Consider the following 15863-nt stretch of genomic DNA (forward strand, 5'->3'; position numbering starts at 1 on the left):
GTGCCTTTTTTATTATGAAAAACATCAAGAACCTCATCTTTATCGGTCTGCTCATTTTTCTATTCGTAGAGGTTCTGATCGTATTTCCTTCAAGACTTGAACACGAAGACGACAAAGCCGTTCGTGAACGTATCGCAAAACAAGAAGCCCTTAAGAAATTGAATAACGGCAAAGAACCGGAACCATCGTCAACTCTTGCTGAACAACGCATGGGTGGCGTGCATTTAGTTGAAAGCCAACAAGGTTTGCGTGACTGGGAATTGTTTGCAACTTCTGCAGAAGGTAGTCAGAACGCTGGCAACTGGAAGCTTCATGAAGTGCGCGTCCTTTTCTACAACAAAGAAAAAGTAGAATTCACGGTAACGGGTGACACGGGGACCATCGATGCAAAATCAAAAGACTTAAGCATCATCGGAAATGTAACGACGCGTTCAGAAAATGGTTATAGCTTTCAAACTCCTTCGGTTTATTACTCTTCAGTGAAAAGGCAAATTGAAAGCCCTGAAGAAGTCACGATGAAGGGCCCTAAAGATACCACGGGCGAAGGCATGTTGTTGAAAGGTCGACGCATGCTTGTGACGGTTGACGATTCGAAAATGTTTATCAAAGAAAACGTCGTTGCGAAAAAACCGATGAAAGAAGGCAAATCCTTCGAAGTGGCAGCTGACGGTGCGGAATTCAGTGGAAAAAGCCGTGAAGCCAAGTTCTTGGGTAAAGTCCGCATGACTTACGATAATATGCGTCTAGAGGGCCCCGAAGCATCGTTTTTATACAGCAGTGGAGCCGCCATGCTAAGCTCTGTCGCCGTCAAAGGTGGCGTCAAAGTGAGTGACGCCGACAAATTTGCGACGGCAGAGAATGTGAACCTAGACCTTCTTGCGAATAAATACGTCTTTAAAGGTCGTCCCAAAATCATTCAAAACAATGACGAGCTGAGCGGTGAAGAAATCGTTTTTCTCGACGGCGGAAAAAAGGTTAAGATCGAGAAAGTCCGAGCGAAAATGGAGAACAAAAAGCGATGAGCTTACTGACCATCAAAGAAATCTCGAAAGCCTTCAAAAAGCGTAAAGTTGTTGATGGCGCCTCTTTTTCTGTGGAATCCGGCCAAGTGGTAGGTCTTTTGGGACCCAACGGTGCTGGTAAGACAACTTCGTTTTACATGGTTGTTGGTATCATCCAGCCGGATACCGGCGAAATTGATTTAGATAACGAAAAAATCACAGACCTACCGATGTATAAGCGCGCGCGTGTGGGCTTAAGTTACTTGGCGCAAGAACCAAGTATCTTTAGAAAACTGACGGTCGCTGAAAACATTACGGTCGCTTTGGAAGCTCACGGTTACAGTGGGGCTCAACGCGCTGAAAAGCTTGAACAGCTTATCGGCGATTTCCGTGTTGACCACATTCGCGACAGTTACGGCTACGCCCTATCGGGTGGTGAGCGTCGTCGTGTTGAGATCGCTCGTGCTCTTGCGGGTTCGCCGAAGTTCCTTCTTCTGGATGAACCGTTCGCAGGTATCGATCCAATTGCGGTCGCCGATATTCAAAATATCATCCGCGAGCTTAAGGCCAAAGGTATAGGAGTTCTTATCACGGATCATAACGTGCGTGAGACTTTAGGCATTTGCGATTATGCTTATATACTGAAGGACGGGAAGATCCAGGTTAGCGGAAGTTCTCATGAAATCGCTAATTCTGAGTTAGCTCGTAAATTCTATCTCGGTGAACACTTTAAACTTTAGCTTTGAGGTCATAAGACCTTCGCTGTAGTAGCGTTAGTAAGAAAGGGAACTCAATGGCTCTTAGACAGACCATGAACCTGAGCCAATCACTGGTCATCACTCCGCAGTTGCAACAAGCAATCAAGCTTTTGCAAATGTCGCGTATGGAGTTGGAATCAGCGGTTCGTTCAGAGCTTGAGGAAAATCCTATTCTTGAAGAAGCGGAAGTGTTGAAGGAAGACGATCTTCAGCGCACGAAAGAAGCTGCTGCTGAAGTTGATCCATCATCGGGAGAAGCTGCCAACGATCAGCATTCTCAAGATCCACAAAAACAAGATGAGTTTGAGTGGGAATCTTACATTGAAGCGAATCAAAAACCTCCGCAGTCTGGCATGGCCGGTTCTGAAGAGATCATGAACTATGAGAACGTCATCACGGCTTCTCAAACTTTGCACGATCACCTTTACTGGCAAGTTAAAATGAACGGCTTTTCTGAAGAAGAAGAGCGTGCTGCTGATGCCTTGATCGGTGCGATTGATGATGACGGTTACATCAAAGTTCCACTTGATGAAATTGCTAAAGAAGAAAATATCGATCAGGGTCTTTTGGAAGACACTCTGACTTTGATTCACGAATTCGATCCACCAGGTGTGGGCGCTCGTGATTTGAAAGAGTGCTTGCTTGTTCAAGCCAAACATCTTCAAGAGGACACTCACGATCTTGTTAACTTGATCAACAATCACTTAAAAGATCTTGAAAAGAAAAACTACGAGGCGATTGCTAAGGCGATGGGCCGTGACGTTGAAGACATCGTAGAACTTTGCAAAATCATTTATGCGATGGATCCGAAACCAGGTCGCGCATTCGTAAGTAGCGATACTCACTATGTAACACCTGACGTTTACGTTTATAAAGTCGGCGACGATTACGTTGTTTCTTTGAATGAAGACGGTTTGCCACGTTTGAAAATTTCTAACTTCTACAAAAACATGTTGAAGGGTGGAAAGTCGACGGGCGATAAAACTCAAGACTACATCCAGGAAAAACTTCGTTCCGCAGTATGGTTGATTAAATCCATCCACCAACGCCAAAGAACGATCTATAAAGTTGCAGAATCCATCGTTAAACACCAAAGAGAGTTTTTCGAAAAAGGTTCTGAGCATCTAAAACCAATGGTTCTGCGTGATATCGCTAACGATATCGGTATGCATGAATCAACGGTATCTCGTGTGACGACGGCGAAGTACGTGCATACTCCACAAGGTATCTACGAGCTTAAATATTTCTTCAATTCGGGCATTGCCTCTTCAGACGGGGACTCGCTTGCAAGTGAATCTGTGAAAATCAAAATCAAAGATTTGGTTGCGAAAGAAGATCCAAAAAATCCACTTTCGGATCAGAAGATCGTGGATCTTTTAAAAGTCGAAGGTATTCAAATCGCGCGCAGAACTGTGGCGAAGTACCGTGACATGTTGAAGATCTTGCCTTCATCACAACGTAAGAAGTATTTCTAGTCGATTCGAGCAAAAACTCAGCCCTGTCCCTTTAAATGCCTTTGCCCGCGCGGCAAAGATGAATTAAAAGGTGGGGAGGAGTTTTGTGCATGGATTTAAAATCACTGATTCGCGACGTACCTAATTTCCCAAAAGAGGGCATTCTTTTCAGAGATATGACTCCGCTTTTGCAAAATCCAAAAGCTTTGGACTTTGTTTCACAAAATTTGGTGAAAGATGTCGATCTTACGCAAATTGATTATTTTGCGGGCATCGAATCGCGTGGTTTTATTTTGGCGTCGCACTTGGCGGCGACTCACAAGAAAGGTTTTCTGCCAATTCGCAAAGCGGGGAAACTTCCTCCTCCAACAAAAAGAATTCATTACGCTTTAGAATACGGCACGGCAGAGATCGAACTTCCTGTGGGTCATGGTAAAATCATGATCGTCGACGATGTATTAGCGACAGGCGGAACTTTGCAAGCGGCGATCGATTTAAGTAATTTGGCTGGTTACACCGTGCAAGCTGTGGGCGTGCTTGTAAATCTGACGTTCTTGAACAAAATGAAATTTAATAACAAAGAGGTTTTGTCCCTTGTTCAATATTAAAGATGTCGCCGTTTTGATGGCCTTACAAAATGAATCACAAGGTCTTTTTGAAAAAGAAGGCATTCCTGTTGTTTACACGGGCATTGGTAAAGTGAATGCCGCGATGACAGCGATGGATGTGATTCAAAAAACTCAATGCAAAGTGATTATTAACTTAGGCACTGCGGGCAGTAGTAAATTTAAAACGCATGAATTGATTGAGGTGTCTTCATTCGTTCAGCGCGATATGGACATTTCGCCTCTGGGATTCAAAGTGGGAGAGACGCCGTTTGATCCGATTCCTGGTGCCATCAACCTGATCCCGTATTTCCCAGAATTGCCACAAGGTGTGTGCAGCACGGGTGATAATTTCGAAACGGGAACACCGAAACTTCCTTCGGATCTTGTTGATATGGAAGGTTACGCGATTGCCAAAGTGTGCCGCAAGATGGGCGTGCAATTGATTTCGTTGAAGTACATCACAGACGGTGCGGATCACAATGCGCACAACGATTGGGCGGCGAATTTAATCCCGGGCTCACAAAAATTGTTAGAGTATTTTAAAAAGATGGTCGAGGCATAAAGAACTCCGACACAGTCGGAGTTTAAGCTTGGTGTTAGCGAACGCCGCTGCCATTTCCGCTGCCACGCAAAGTTTCGCTGGCAGTGCCTTTCGGGGCGAGCTTCGATTTTTCCGCAGCTTGCACCATTTTATCAAAACAGTTTGTCTTTTGATCGTTGTCACAACATTTGTAAGCGGCAGCAATAGCACGCTCTTCAGGAAGTACAGCTTTTTCCTGCATTTGGTCGGCTTTATCTTTCGGGAATGAATAAGCCGTTTCAGAACTGACTTTGCCATTTTTGATTTTCACAACCACACCCGCGGCCGGCATATTACCAGCAGATAGTGCCGTACAAATCGCAGAGGGATGTTTAACGCCCGCAATGATTTCAGTGACGCTGCCATCTTCATGATAAAGCTTCACGACACGTGGATAAAGAGCCGCATTCACACGGGCACTTTCTTCAGCATTACAAAGATAGCTTGCGCCACCTTCTTGCACAGAATCGGTTGAAACATCGCCAGCGGAACCTTGGCACTTTACTTCAATGCCGACTAAGTCTTTAGCTGAAAACAATTGCTTCATGGTTGCGATACTCGTCTTATCAAGTTCGGCAACGCCGTCCTTTTTAACATAGGTATCGTACAGACGCGAACCCACCCATTTTTTTGATTCTTGATTCCATTTTTCCAATAAGCGTTCCACTAAAAACGTTGGGCTGCCTTCTGTCGCGGCGTAAGCCGAATTCACAATGAAAGACCACAATGAAGCGCGACCACGCAAAGCACGCTCAACGTATTTAATACGCTCAACCGGGTCGCGATAGGGAGTCACGTCAACTAACAAGCCATTTACGTGTGCAGAGCCGTTTTCTTTAAATTCGATCGAATACTTGCGTGAGTTGATTGAGAACTCCATGGTCTGTTCCGTCGTTGAAACCTTCGCAAGAGTCGGTGTTGTAAAACCCGAAACTTCATAACCTGCACGCTTCAACGACGCTAAGTCGCTGGCAGAAAAACTTGCTCCAACAATCGCCGCATCCGAAAACTTGCTATAAAGCTCGCGCACGTTTTCGAAGCTGTGCTCTTTGATGGCATCCAATGGTTTGGCGATTGAAGTCAGAGAAGTCATTAAAATAAGGGCAGAAACGACCAAGTATTTCATGTCATATGTATCGGAATTTTACGAAAAAATTTAAGTTTCAGTCTCAAAAAGAGAATGCAAACAAACACCTTATCTTTAGTCTAGTGGGGCCGATAAGTTTCCTATGATGTCTGTACGAACTGTTTTCTTATGTCTGATTGCCGTTGGTGGCCTTGCCATCGGATACAGTCAAAATCCCTTCGGAAGAAAACCTAAAGCCGCCCCCCAGATTGCTCAGAACGAAGCGCAGGCGTTGCGTGAAAAAGCGCATTTTTATTTTCTGATGCGCAACTATCAAGGAGCATTGGATCTGACGGAAAATTTTCCGTCCACTTCTAAAGAGTACGAACAAGTGCAAATCATTCGTCGTATGGCTCAATACAAGATCAAAAAAAATCAGGGCAGAAAAACCAAGGTGAACGAGTGGGATTATCAGGCGTATCCCGCGGCCGTGCGGGATTCCCTGTTTGATTCTCTTTATGCAAGTTCGCAGGGGCGCTGTTTTGATGCGTATCAAGACATGAAAGTGGTCAGCCTCTATACAAATAAATCTTACGAAGAGTGGATTTATAACAATTGCAAAGAGTCTCGTGACAGCCGTCAACCGGCGTCGGAGCGTGCGCTGGAAGCATTGAATCTCAAAGAGACGAAATAAACTAAAAAAAATGAGAAAAACACTAACCGGAAATAAATCGAACTGAATCTCAAAATAAGGCTCATCTTTGGTCGAGCTGGACCGATAAGAGCAATAGAACAAAAGGCCTTGAAAGGGGCTGAAGGAGAAAAAACATGAAACTCAACTACACTTTTAAGCACCTCGATCACTCGGATTCTCTAGAGACTTACACGGCAGAAAGAATGGAAGAGATCGGGAAATTCTTGCTTAAAGAGGGTTACGGCAACGTTTACTTCAGCAAAACGAAAAATGAGTTCTGCGTGGAAGTTTCTGTGAACACGCGCGAGAAATATTTTAAAGCTTCTGGGTTCAGCGTAGATGTGTACGCAGCAGTGGACTCAGTCGTTGAAAAACTCGAGAAGCAATTTTTGAAAAATACGAAGTTGCATAAAGATCACAAGAAGCCAGAGCTTTCTCGCGAAGGCCGACTGGAGACAGCAATTCGTTTCAGAAAAGCCGCGTAGAATTTTTTTAAACTTATTTGGTGTCAGAAATAAAAGGTGGTCTTTTGACCACCTTTTGTTATTAATGCCTTTATGACAAATGTAAGGCATCAGGACGTTCCCGGAAATTGGCTCTTCAGTTCGTCAGTTTTGGAAAACGAAGAAATTTTAAATTATAAATTCCGTCTGCTATTAACGATCAATTTCGTAACGGCTTTGGTGATGTGGATGTACGTCTTCATCGCTTCATTCTTTGTCGCGGGTTCTACAGAAGGCTATATTGGCTTCGTCTGCTCTGTGCTTCACGTGTTTTCACCGCTGATCTATCGTTGGACTCGTTCGATGCCGCTTGCGGCCTATAACGTGGTTGCAACCGGCTTTGTGTTCCAAACAACTTTTGCCTACCGAACGGGTGGTTTTTACTCTCCGACATTGATTTGGGTCGCGGTCTTACCACTAATCGTGGGAATCCTCACAAGCAAAGCTCACGCTATTCTGTGGACGATGATTTCGGCTAGCGCCGTAGTTGTGATGTTTTATCTACAACAGGCCAATTTGATACCCCCAGATCAGCTTCTGGAGTCGGGAAGAGCCACCGTGCAGTTCATGATTGCTCTAGGACTTATTATTCTTGTTGGCGGCTTTACGCTGTTCTTTATTGAGCTAGGCTATTTCTTCTACAACAACAGATTCCAAGCCAAGTCACCGGTTGACCCCTAAATGCGAGTTTGATAGGTTGCGAGTTCTTAATAGACTATAGGGCGCAAGCTCTTAACAATCTTTCCTGCATAGAGGACTAAAAGAAGTGAAAAACTATCTTTTTACGAGTGAATCTGTTTCTGAAGGACATCCGGATAAAATGGCAGACCAAATCTCCGACGGAGTTTTGGATGCAATCCTAGCACAAGACCCAAAAGGCCGTGTTGCTTGTGAGACTTTATTGACGACTGGTTTGATCGTTGTAGCGGGTGAGATTTCTACTTCTGCTAAAATCAATTTCTCTGAAATCGCTCGTGACGTTGTAAAACGCATTGGTTACGACCATTCAGATAAAGGTTTCGACTACAAAACTTGTGCTGTGACTGTAGCCGTTGGTCAACAATCTCCAGACATCGCAGTGGGCGTGAAAGAAACTCTTTCTGACGACCAAGGCGCTGGTGACCAAGGTTTGATGTTCGGTTACGCAGTTAACGAAACTCCAGAGTTGATGCCTCTATCAATCTCTATGTCACACAAACTTGTGAAAGACTTGTCTGCTCTTCGTAAAGCGAACAAAGTTGATTGGTTGCGCCCAGACGCAAAATCACAAGTGACTGTTCAGTACGTTGATGGCGTTGCAAAACGTATCGACGCGATCGTTATTTCGACTCAACACGCTGATAATGTTTCAAACGCGACAATCAAAGAATTCATCACTGAAGAGTTGATCAAAAAATCAATCCCTGCTCAGTGGATCGATGCGAAGACAAAATTCTACATCAACCCAACAGGCCGTTTCGTAACGGGTGGTCCAATGGGCGATGCGGGTTTAACAGGCCGTAAAATCATCGTAGACACTTACGGTGGTCACGGTGCCCACGGTGGTGGCGCATTCTCTGGTAAAGATCCTTCAAAAGTAGACCGTTCTGCGGCTTACGCAGCTCGTCACATCGCGAAAAACATCGTGGGTGCGGGTTTGGCAGATCGCTGCTTGTTGCAAGTAGCCTATGCTATCGGTGTTGCTGAACCAGTAAGCATCTCTATCAATGACTTCGGTACAAGCAAAGTGGGTTCAGAGGTTCTAGAACAAGCGGTTCGCAAGGTATTTGACTTGAGACCAGCTAGAATCACTAAGGATTTGGATCTTTTGAGACCAATCTACTCACCAACTGCAGCGTACGGCCACTTCGGTCGCACGGAAGAGACGTTCACATGGGAACGTTTGAATAAAGTTGAGGAGCTAAAAGCCGCTGTTAAGGGCCTAGCTTAAGTTCTCGAATTTTAAAGTTTTTTATCAATGTGCGCCGAGTTGTCTCTAGCAACTCGGCGCTTCTTTTATATAATGGCGCAAATGGATCCTAAGTTTATACGTAACTTCGCAATTATCGCTCACATCGACCACGGTAAATCTACTTTGGCGGATGGTCTTCTTTCTGTAACGGGTTCTCTTTCTGATCGTGAAAAGAAAGAGCAATTCTTAGATAACATGGAACTTGAGCGTGAGCGTGGGATCACTATCAAAGCTCAAACTGTATGTCTTGATTTCAAATCGAAAGATGGCAACGACTATCAAATCAATTTGATCGATACACCGGGGCACGTGGATTTCTCGTACGAAGTTTCTCGTTCACTCGCTGCTTGTGAAGGCGCGATCTTGGTTGTCGATGCCGCTCAAGGTGTAGAAGCGCAAACTTTGGCGAACGTATATCTTGCGATGGAAAATAATCTTGAGATCATTCCTGTTCTGAACAAGATCGATCTTCCTTCTGCAGATCCAGAAGGTGTTGCAAGACAAATCGAAGACACTGTGGGTTTGGATACAACTGGTATCATTCACGCGTCGGCCAAGGAAAAAATCGGTATCACTGATATCTTGGAAGCGATCGTTGAAAAAGTTCCGCCACCAAAAGCGGATCGCACATTGACTCCGCGTGGTCTTATTTTCGACTCGTGGTTCGATGCTTATCAAGGCGTTGTCGTTCTTGTGCGTATGGTTGATGGTACAATCAAACGTGGCGACAAAATTAAATTCATGGCGACAGATCGTGATTACGAAGTTCTGCGCATGGGTAAATACAAACCATTCCCTGCAATGCAAGACACTCTTGAAGCAGGCGAGGTGGGTTTCATCATCTGCGGTATCAAAGATATTCGTGACGTTAAAGTCGGTGATACTGTCACTGGCGCAAAACATCCAGCACCAGAACCTTTGGCAGGTTTCCAACGTATTAAGCCAATGGTTTTCGCCGGTATCTTCCCGGTCGTTGCATCTGAATACGAAAGTTTGAAAGATGCTTTGGATAAACTTTGTTTGAATGACTCGTCATTGTCGTTCGAAGTTGAAAAATCGGCAGCACTTGGTTTCGGTTACCGTTGCGGTTTCTTGGGTCTTCTTCACATGGAGATCGTTCAAGAGCGTTTGGAGCGTGAGTTCAATCTTGATTTGATCACGACGGCTCCAACGGTTGTTTATCAAATCACGCAAACAGACGGCACGGTCATGATGTTGGAAAATCCATCAGGCATGCCGGATGAATCTAAAATTGCTAAATTCGAAGAACCTTACGTAAAGGTGACTTTGCATACTCCGACTGAATATATCGGCGGCATCTTGAAGCTTTGTGAAGACAAGCGTGGTGCTCAGCTTAAGATGGAGTATGTGAACGAAAAGAAAGTGATCATCGAATACAAACTTCCGATGAATGAAATGGTTATGGATTTCTATGACCGTTTGAAATCTATCTCTAAAGGTTACGCATCTTTGGAATATGAATTCATCGGCTTCGAAGAATCAGACCTTGTGAAGTTGGATATCTTGATCAATAGCGAACCGATCGATGCCTTGTCGTTGATCGTTCACAGATCTAAAGCTGTGACTCGCGGTCGTAAGTTGACAGAGAAAATGAAAGAACTCATCCCTCGTCAACAATTCCAGATCAATATCCAAGCGGCTATCGGTTCGAAAATTATCGCTCGTGAAACTCAAGGGGCGATCAGAAAAGACGTTACTGCCAAATGTTATGGTGGTGACATCTCTCGTAAGCGTAAACTTTTGGAGAAACAAAAAGAAGGTAAGAAGCGCATGAAGGCGGTCGGCTCGGTCGACGTTCCTCAGGAAGCATTCTTAGCGATCTTGAAAGTAGAGGACTAACATCATGTCGAATCAGCAAAAACCGGCTCCTTGGGACTGGCGCACGAAACATTTTTGGACTGAAGGTTGGGGATCTTTATTCCTTGCTGTGTTCATTGCATTGTTCATTCGCTGGGGTTTCATTGAGGCTTACGTTATTCCATCAGGCTCGATGCTTCCGTCGCTTTTGATTCACGATCATATCTTCGTGAACAAATTGACTTACGGTTTCCGCGTTCCATTCTCTGAAAGCTGGTTGGTTAAATTCAACGAACCAAAACGTGGCGAAGTGATCGTGTTCAAATATCCAAAAGATATGAGCACGTTCTTCATCAAACGTATCGTGGGTGAACCAGGCGATAAAATTTATTATGAAAACGGCACATTGTACGTAAACGACAAACCAGTCGAAAAGAAAGTTCCTGCAAATCTAGAGGACTTCGAATGGTTGCGTGATGCGGACTTCACTCGTGATGGCAACATCAACGATGCGAAGAACAACTATGTTGAGTTCACTGAAGCTCTTCCTCCTGGCAAAGGCGAATCAAAAGGTAAAGACCATGCGATTCTTCTTCGTAAAGGTGATGTTTACGAAACTTTCGGACCTGTGACTGTTCCTGAAGATCATTTGTTTGTGATGGGTGATAACCGCATGAACTCTTCGGACAGCCGCGTGTGGGGTTTCTTGCCGAAGCAGAATATTTTGGGCCGTGCGATGTTCGTATGGTTGTCTTGTGAAGAGACTGTTCCAGCCCTTCCATTCTTGTGTAATCCAACGACAATTCGTTGGGGCCGCTTCTTCCATTCAGTAAACTAAATAGATGACTTCGGAAAATAAACCAAAAAATTTAAAGGGAACGTGGAATCAGGCGATTCTAACGTTCCTTTTTCCTATTCTTTTGGTGTTGGGAGTCCGCTGGGCTTTATTTGAACCCTTCGTTATTCCTTCCGGCAGTATGATCCCGAATCTGTTGGTTCATGATCACATCTTGGTAGAAAAATTTGCGTTTGGTGTGCACTTCCCATTTAGCGATAAATGGATTTTCCAGTGGCACAAACCAGAACGCGGTGAAATCGTAGTTTTCAAATACCCTGAAAATCCTGAAGTCTATTACATCAAACGTTTGATCGGTATTCCTGGTGATGAAGTTGTCGTGCAAGACGGTCACATCTCGGTGAATGGTAAAAAGTGGAATCTGGCTCCGTTGTCTTTTCCAGGCGGGGAGAATGGTTTTGCTTATTATAATGAGGCCCTTGACGGAGGACCTTCACAACACGTGGTGCGCTTCATGACTCCGGAAGTGGTGGATGGTGTTGATCCGAAAACCTATAAAGTTCCAGAAGGTCATTACTTCTTCATGGGCGATAACCGCGATCAATCTTCTGACTCTCGTTATTGGGGTTTTGTTAAGAACGATTACATCGTCGGTAAAGCTTGGCTGATTTGGCTTTCATGCGAATCGACTCTGCCAACGATGACCTTCGTTTGCGATCCCTCGCAACTACGCTGGGACCGTTTCTTCAAAGTTCTGCGCTAAAACTTAAAATAAAAATGAGTTCATCGGAATGCGGGGATTCGCTGAGGCTTTGGAATTTTGCCTTAGCTTCTTCGGCACACCTTCCGGGCTCAATCGTCGCCGCAGCTTTGCTGCGGTTCGCGCCATCGTGGCGCCGACGAAGGCCTCATACGCAAAGGCAAAATTCTAAAGCCTCAGCGAATTTGCCTCGAAGAAATTTTTATTCTTAATTTTAGCGAGATTTTGAAAGTATGATGTAACTGATTTTATCGTCGCTAACGCTGTTTTGGTTGGCGACGTCGTGATTGTTTTTTAGATGTTTGTGATGTCACCTAGTGAACGTTCCAGGATTTCGAATCCTTTGTAGTCGTTTTCTTCGATTGTGAAGGCTTGTAAAACCAACGCGGTTTTTAACTTTTCTTGCGGCTGAGTTTTTTCTTCATAACTTCCTAATTTCGCAAAAGCCTCGAAAGCCGCTTCTTGTTCTTTAATGAAAGCATTGTAGGTTGCTTCAGTGACTCGCACGGAATTCATCGACCAGCCTTTGCGAATACCACGTTTTTTTAGGTCAGCGGCTGAATACAAACCTTCTGAGATATTTTGTATGAAGAAGTCGGCGCCCGATTTGATGAAGTTTTCATAGTATGACTTCGCAAGCATGCCAGCACCCATGGGTGGAATTGATTTGAACGCAGGTTTCACTTTTTGTTTTGCGTTCACCTTGATCAAGCCGTGCTTTTCTAAACCCATCAGGTATTTATCTGTGGAGCGTTGGTTTAATTTGTACTTCTCTGCAATTTGCTCCGGCGTGTTTTCATACAGCTTAATGAAGTAAGACAGAAAGCCCTTATTCTTTGCTAAGAATTGTTCTTGCGCCTCTGTGAATTTTTCGGCCTTTTCAGTCGTCATTTTAGTCATCGTTTCGAGGTCAGTCAGATTGACGTCTAAAATTTCGCAGAACTGCAGCAAGCGTGACAGAGTTAATTCTTCGTCGCCCAAGATGCGTTTCACGGTTGGAACGGAACATTCCAATTCCTCTGCCACGTTTTCGTAAGTCATCTTCTTTTGTTTCAAAAGATCTTTTAGTGCGGCTTTGATTTGCTGAATTTTGAAGTCGTTCATGTTCAGTTCCTTTTTTAGATACAAAAGTCGGCGTGCTTAGCGGGCAGAGTAATCGTAAAGTTCAACAACTTGGATGCTTCCGCGGCCCATTGGGTGAAGTGAGTGGAAGCTTTGGCTTTTGAAGTTCCCAAGTCGTGCGTTCATCAATGTGTAAGTAACCTTTGCGAAGATTTTAAATACTTGTTTCATCGTAAACCCCTTTGTTTCAGGCTTGTCCGTGCATGCCTTGTTTTCCCTAAACTGCCTGAGATCGCAAGGGCTCTCAATGGGTGTTTTTAGGGTATCAAAAAACGATCTCTTTTTGCAAATATGGTCTTAATATATGCATTTAGTATCTAATTATGATCCCTTACTGGGGTGGCCAATGGCAGGCCAAGTCCCGCGTTTCAGAATAAGACACCTTGTGTGGCACACGCTTTGGAGCTTGGTTAAGTATGGAAAAGATCATAGCTTTCATTTCTATTTTATTTGTGGCTGTTACTGCTTCTGCAGAGGAACCGTCTGTTTTAGTGTGTCAGCGTCCAATAGTTCAACAGGCTATCGCTTTGGCGCAGAAGACGGTGCAAAGTACACCATACAAAATCAAATCGCGTGCAAAGCAAGAAACATCGGATTTGCGCATTGATCTTGCGGCGATCAAACTTTTGGAAAAAACCGTTTTCAAAAAACAGATGTTCGACCTTGGTTACGACTTCGTTGTTGGCGCTTCGATCAGTTTTGAAAAAGGCTATACGCCCCTTATCCGTATTTATCCTGATACGATTGCAGAGCTGAATAAACTAGATAACGCAGAATACGCACACCTGTTCACGATGGCGCACGAGATGGGTCACATGGTGCAAGGAATTTGGCAGGCGCAAGATCCAAATAAACTAACACCGCATAAAATGGTTTCTTTAGATGGTAACGTCGACAACTACAATCGCTGGCATTCTGAAACGGACTGCTTCGGGGTTGAGCTCATGTACCAAGCGGGTGTTCGCGATTTTTCGGCAGTGATTCCAGCACTCGATTCAATTAGAAAAGATTGTTATTCCCTACGTGAAAAAGAATTCTGTGACAGTGCTTTTGCAATGCGTGCGCACGCTGTACAGCTCTATTTACAAAACAATCCAGAACTTACGAAAAGATAAATGAAATTGCCAAAGTTTCTTGTAACTACATTGTTGCTGTTGAGTTTTGCGCACGTCGTGCAAGCTGAAACTTTGGTATTGCCTATCAGTCGTAATTTCGATCAGGGCTCTACCGGCCTGTGTTGGGATTACGCGATGATGAGTGCTTTGGAAACTCGTTACATGGTTCAACATCCCGGTGAAAAATTTGAACTTTCACGCGGGATTTTGCAATACGGTCACTTTTTATTGAAGGCTCAAGAAAACCCAGTGGCACCTCTACATAAAGATCCGGAAGATGGGTACTTTGGTGAAGCTCTGGAATTAATCAGAACATTTGGTGCGGCTCCGTTTGATGCTTATCCGGATGCGAAGAAAAGAAAATACGATCATCTTCGTCCGCTTACGAACTCCGTGGAATTTTTGGCGGCGGTGCAACCGATGTTTGCGCCACTTCCTGAAAAAGTGCAGTGGCAGGGGCGCGAGCTGACTCCGGTTGAATTCGCGCAAGAAATTTTAGGACAAGATCGTTGGACTGATATTGCGGTCGCTCGTCATGGTGAACAAGGCCTTGGACAAAATCCCGATGTGGGCGCACCAGTTGGAAAAACAGCTCTTTATCTGCCGTTAGAGCAAATCGTGTCTTTGATTAAGACGAATCTGCAAAAAGGAATTCCCTCAGCTTATGCAACGGACACGCATTCGATGCTGATTTACGGGGCGACTTACGATGCAAACGGGCAGCCGGTCGAGTACTATATTAAAGACAGCTTTATGGGCCTTCTTTATAAAGCTAACGCCAATCAAATTCACAACATGATGAATCTGGTAAATACGATTTATTGATATCTTTAGAATCCTCACGTTTGATGTCCCACCTAGACCTTATGGACCAGTGTCTTTACCGCAAAGATTCTCTGGTCTACTTGATAAAAATTTAGTTAAGATTTTCTTTATGACCCGATGGCGTGAGTATTTTCTAACATTGCTAATTGCAGTGCTGTTTGCATTGTTTGTGCGCACGTACGTGGTCACAGCTTATAAAGTTCCAACTGGTTCGATGCAACCGACGTTGAAGCCGGGCGATTTTATTTTCTCTTCGCGCATGTCGTATGGTTTAGAGATCCCGTTTACTTCCAAAAAAGTTGATACCTCTTTTCCAGAGCGTGGCGATCTTGTCGTGTTCAGTTACCCGAATCAGCCTGAAATCAATTATGTGAAACGCGTGGTGGGTTTGCCTGGTGATCGCGTGCAGGTAAAACAAGGTCGCTTGATTTTAAATGAAGAACCGTTTGAGTATGAAAAAGCGGAACTCGCAAAACGCGATAATCCCAACTCAGAACTTTTCGATATTTATACCGAGAAGAGCAAACTCTCTAGCTGGCCGGTGATTTTCCAAAAACAAGCGGAAGACAAAGATTTTGGTCCCATCGTTGTGCCTCCTGGAGAGGTTTTCCTTTTAGGTGACAATCGTGATGCAAGTGACGACTCGCGCTATTGGGGCACGGTTCCTGCCACTCAAGTCCTCGGTAAAGTCGTTTTGATTTGGCTTTCGCTGGATTGGCAAAAGAAATGGGGCGGAAACCGTTATCCTTCAGTGCGTTGGAGCAGAGTTTTTTCTTCAGTCCATTGACAAGATCGGGTCGCATCCATAGGCT

General features: G+C 44.4%; 18 protein-coding genes. 15 read left to right on the forward strand and 3 right to left on the reverse strand.

Going from position 1 to position 15863, the window contains the following annotated elements:
• Positions 1 to 14 precede the first annotated feature (14 nt).
• The 5 genes from lptC to DOE51_RS04020 all read left to right on the forward strand — a co-directional run bounded on the left by lptC (position 15) and on the right by DOE51_RS04020 (position 4383).
• Positions 15 to 1022: an LPS export ABC transporter periplasmic protein LptC gene (gene lptC, locus DOE51_RS04000; RefSeq protein WP_142695290.1), complete on the forward strand. Its 1008-nt coding sequence runs from the start codon at positions 15 to 17 to the stop codon at positions 1020 to 1022.
• A complete protein-coding gene (gene lptB / locus DOE51_RS04005) occupies positions 1019 to 1741 on the forward strand; it encodes an LPS export ABC transporter ATP-binding protein (RefSeq protein ID WP_142695291.1) in 723 nt (240 codons plus the stop codon). Before lptC ends, lptB begins: the two co-directional genes overlap by 4 nt.
• A 53-nt stretch (positions 1742 to 1794) precedes the next feature.
• Complete coding sequence (gene rpoN / locus DOE51_RS04010) at positions 1795 to 3234, forward strand: RNA polymerase factor sigma-54 (RefSeq protein ID WP_142695292.1); 1440 nt, start codon at positions 1795 to 1797, stop codon at positions 3232 to 3234.
• A gap of 89 nt (positions 3235 to 3323) precedes the next feature.
• Positions 3324 to 3821 (forward strand): adenine phosphoribosyltransferase, encoded by a 498-nt coding sequence (locus DOE51_RS04015; protein WP_142695293.1) that lies wholly within the window; start codon positions 3324 to 3326, stop codon positions 3819 to 3821.
• Between the two features lie 16 nt (positions 3822 to 3837).
• Positions 3838 to 4383: a 5'-nucleosidase gene (locus DOE51_RS04020; RefSeq protein WP_210415588.1), complete on the forward strand. Its 546-nt coding sequence runs from the start codon at positions 3838 to 3840 to the stop codon at positions 4381 to 4383.
• 34 nt (positions 4384 to 4417) lie between these two features.
• On the opposite strand, the gene DOE51_RS04025 is transcribed toward DOE51_RS04020, so the two are convergent.
• Positions 4418 to 5527: a hypothetical protein gene (locus DOE51_RS04025; RefSeq protein ID WP_142695294.1), complete on the reverse strand. Its 1110-nt coding sequence runs from the start codon at positions 5525 to 5527 to the stop codon at positions 4418 to 4420.
• 103 nt (positions 5528 to 5630) lie between these two features.
• Between DOE51_RS04025 and DOE51_RS04030 the strand changes: the two genes are divergently transcribed.
• From DOE51_RS04030 to lepB (DOE51_RS04060), 7 genes are all read left to right on the forward strand, one after another.
• The gene (locus DOE51_RS04030) at positions 5631 to 6161 is read left to right on the forward strand and encodes a hypothetical protein (RefSeq protein ID WP_142695295.1); all 531 of its coding nucleotides are present in this window, start codon (positions 5631 to 5633) and stop codon (positions 6159 to 6161) included.
• A gap of 134 nt (positions 6162 to 6295) precedes the next feature.
• A complete protein-coding gene (gene hpf, locus DOE51_RS04035; protein ID WP_142695296.1) occupies positions 6296 to 6646 on the forward strand; it encodes a ribosome hibernation-promoting factor, HPF/YfiA family in 351 nt (116 codons plus the stop codon).
• 72 nt (positions 6647 to 6718) lie between these two features.
• Positions 6719 to 7345 (forward strand): hypothetical protein, encoded by a 627-nt coding sequence (locus DOE51_RS04040; RefSeq protein ID WP_142695297.1) that lies wholly within the window; start codon positions 6719 to 6721, stop codon positions 7343 to 7345.
• 85 nt (positions 7346 to 7430) lie between these two features.
• On the forward strand, positions 7431 to 8594 hold the full coding sequence (gene metK, locus DOE51_RS04045; protein ID WP_142695298.1) for a methionine adenosyltransferase: 1164 nt from the start codon (positions 7431 to 7433) through the stop codon (positions 8592 to 8594).
• 81 nt (positions 8595 to 8675) lie between these two features.
• Positions 8676 to 10475, forward strand: coding sequence for a translation elongation factor 4 (lepA, locus tag DOE51_RS04050; protein ID WP_142695299.1), 1800 nt, complete (start codon positions 8676 to 8678; stop codon positions 10473 to 10475).
• Between the two features lie 4 nt (positions 10476 to 10479).
• Positions 10480 to 11271 carry a signal peptidase I gene (lepB, locus tag DOE51_RS04055; protein WP_142695300.1) on the forward strand — a complete coding sequence of 264 codons (792 nt, stop codon included), beginning with the start codon at positions 10480 to 10482 and terminating at the stop codon, positions 11269 to 11271.
• Positions 11272 to 11275: 4 nt separating this feature from the next.
• Positions 11276 to 11992, forward strand: coding sequence for a signal peptidase I (gene lepB, locus DOE51_RS04060; RefSeq protein WP_142695301.1), 717 nt, complete (start codon positions 11276 to 11278; stop codon positions 11990 to 11992).
• A gap of 291 nt (positions 11993 to 12283) precedes the next feature.
• Here the strand turns inward: lepB (DOE51_RS04060) and DOE51_RS04065 are convergent, their stop codons facing one another.
• Complete coding sequence (locus tag DOE51_RS04065) at positions 12284 to 13093, reverse strand: helix-turn-helix transcriptional regulator (RefSeq protein ID WP_142695302.1); 810 nt, start codon at positions 13091 to 13093, stop codon at positions 12284 to 12286.
• A gap of 36 nt (positions 13094 to 13129) precedes the next feature.
• Positions 13130 to 13282: a hypothetical protein gene (locus DOE51_RS19130; protein ID WP_168196387.1), complete on the reverse strand. Its 153-nt coding sequence runs from the start codon at positions 13280 to 13282 to the stop codon at positions 13130 to 13132.
• A 245-nt stretch (positions 13283 to 13527) separates the two neighbouring features.
• On the opposite strand from DOE51_RS19130, the gene DOE51_RS04070 reads away from it, so the two are divergent.
• The 3 genes from DOE51_RS04070 to lepB (DOE51_RS04080) all read left to right on the forward strand — a co-directional run bounded on the left by DOE51_RS04070 (position 13528) and on the right by lepB (DOE51_RS04080) (position 15838).
• Positions 13528 to 14226, forward strand: coding sequence for a hypothetical protein (locus DOE51_RS04070; RefSeq protein ID WP_142695303.1), 699 nt, complete (start codon positions 13528 to 13530; stop codon positions 14224 to 14226).
• On the forward strand, positions 14227 to 15051 hold the full coding sequence (locus tag DOE51_RS04075) for a hypothetical protein (protein ID WP_142695304.1): 825 nt from the start codon (positions 14227 to 14229) through the stop codon (positions 15049 to 15051).
• A 109-nt stretch (positions 15052 to 15160) separates the two neighbouring features.
• Positions 15161 to 15838 (forward strand): signal peptidase I, encoded by a 678-nt coding sequence (gene lepB / locus DOE51_RS04080; protein ID WP_142695305.1) that lies wholly within the window; start codon positions 15161 to 15163, stop codon positions 15836 to 15838.
• Positions 15839 to 15863 lie beyond the last annotated feature (25 nt).

The organism is Bdellovibrio sp. NC01, from assembly GCF_006874625.1.
Taxonomy (GTDB): domain Bacteria; phylum Bdellovibrionota; class Bdellovibrionia; order Bdellovibrionales; family Bdellovibrionaceae; genus Bdellovibrio.

Excerpts from the sequence above, each read along its gene's own strand:
- lptC (WP_142695290.1), top strand. The coding sequence starts at position 15 with ATGAAAAACATCAAGAACCTCATCTTTATCGGTCTGCTCATTTTTCTA.
- DOE51_RS19130 (WP_168196387.1), bottom strand. The coding sequence starts at position 13,282 with ATGAAACAAGTATTTAAAATCTTCGCAAAGGTTACTTACACATTGATG.
- rpoN (WP_142695292.1), top strand. The coding sequence starts at position 1,795 with ATGGCTCTTAGACAGACCATGAACCTGAGCCAATCACTGGTCATCACT.
- DOE51_RS04040 (WP_142695297.1), top strand. The coding sequence starts at position 6,719 with ATGACAAATGTAAGGCATCAGGACGTTCCCGGAAATTGGCTCTTCAGT.
- lepB (WP_142695300.1), top strand. The coding sequence starts at position 10,480 with ATGTCGAATCAGCAAAAACCGGCTCCTTGGGACTGGCGCACGAAACAT.
- lepB (WP_142695305.1), top strand. The coding sequence starts at position 15,161 with ATGACCCGATGGCGTGAGTATTTTCTAACATTGCTAATTGCAGTGCTG.
- DOE51_RS04030 (WP_142695295.1), top strand. The coding sequence starts at position 5,631 with ATGATGTCTGTACGAACTGTTTTCTTATGTCTGATTGCCGTTGGTGGC.
- hpf (WP_142695296.1), top strand. The coding sequence starts at position 6,296 with ATGAAACTCAACTACACTTTTAAGCACCTCGATCACTCGGATTCTCTA.
- DOE51_RS04075 (WP_142695304.1), top strand. The coding sequence starts at position 14,227 with ATGAAATTGCCAAAGTTTCTTGTAACTACATTGTTGCTGTTGAGTTTT.
- DOE51_RS04020 (WP_210415588.1), top strand. The coding sequence starts at position 3,838 with ATGGCCTTACAAAATGAATCACAAGGTCTTTTTGAAAAAGAAGGCATT.
- DOE51_RS04065 (WP_142695302.1), bottom strand. The coding sequence starts at position 13,093 with ATGAACGACTTCAAAATTCAGCAAATCAAAGCCGCACTAAAAGATCTT.
- DOE51_RS04025 (WP_142695294.1), bottom strand. The coding sequence starts at position 5,527 with ATGAAATACTTGGTCGTTTCTGCCCTTATTTTAATGACTTCTCTGACT.
- lptB (WP_142695291.1), top strand. The coding sequence starts at position 1,019 with ATGAGCTTACTGACCATCAAAGAAATCTCGAAAGCCTTCAAAAAGCGT.
- lepA (WP_142695299.1), top strand. The coding sequence starts at position 8,676 with ATGGATCCTAAGTTTATACGTAACTTCGCAATTATCGCTCACATCGAC.
- DOE51_RS04015 (WP_142695293.1), top strand. The coding sequence starts at position 3,324 with ATGGATTTAAAATCACTGATTCGCGACGTACCTAATTTCCCAAAAGAG.
- DOE51_RS04070 (WP_142695303.1), top strand. The coding sequence starts at position 13,528 with ATGGAAAAGATCATAGCTTTCATTTCTATTTTATTTGTGGCTGTTACT.
- lepB (WP_142695301.1), top strand. The coding sequence starts at position 11,276 with ATGACTTCGGAAAATAAACCAAAAAATTTAAAGGGAACGTGGAATCAG.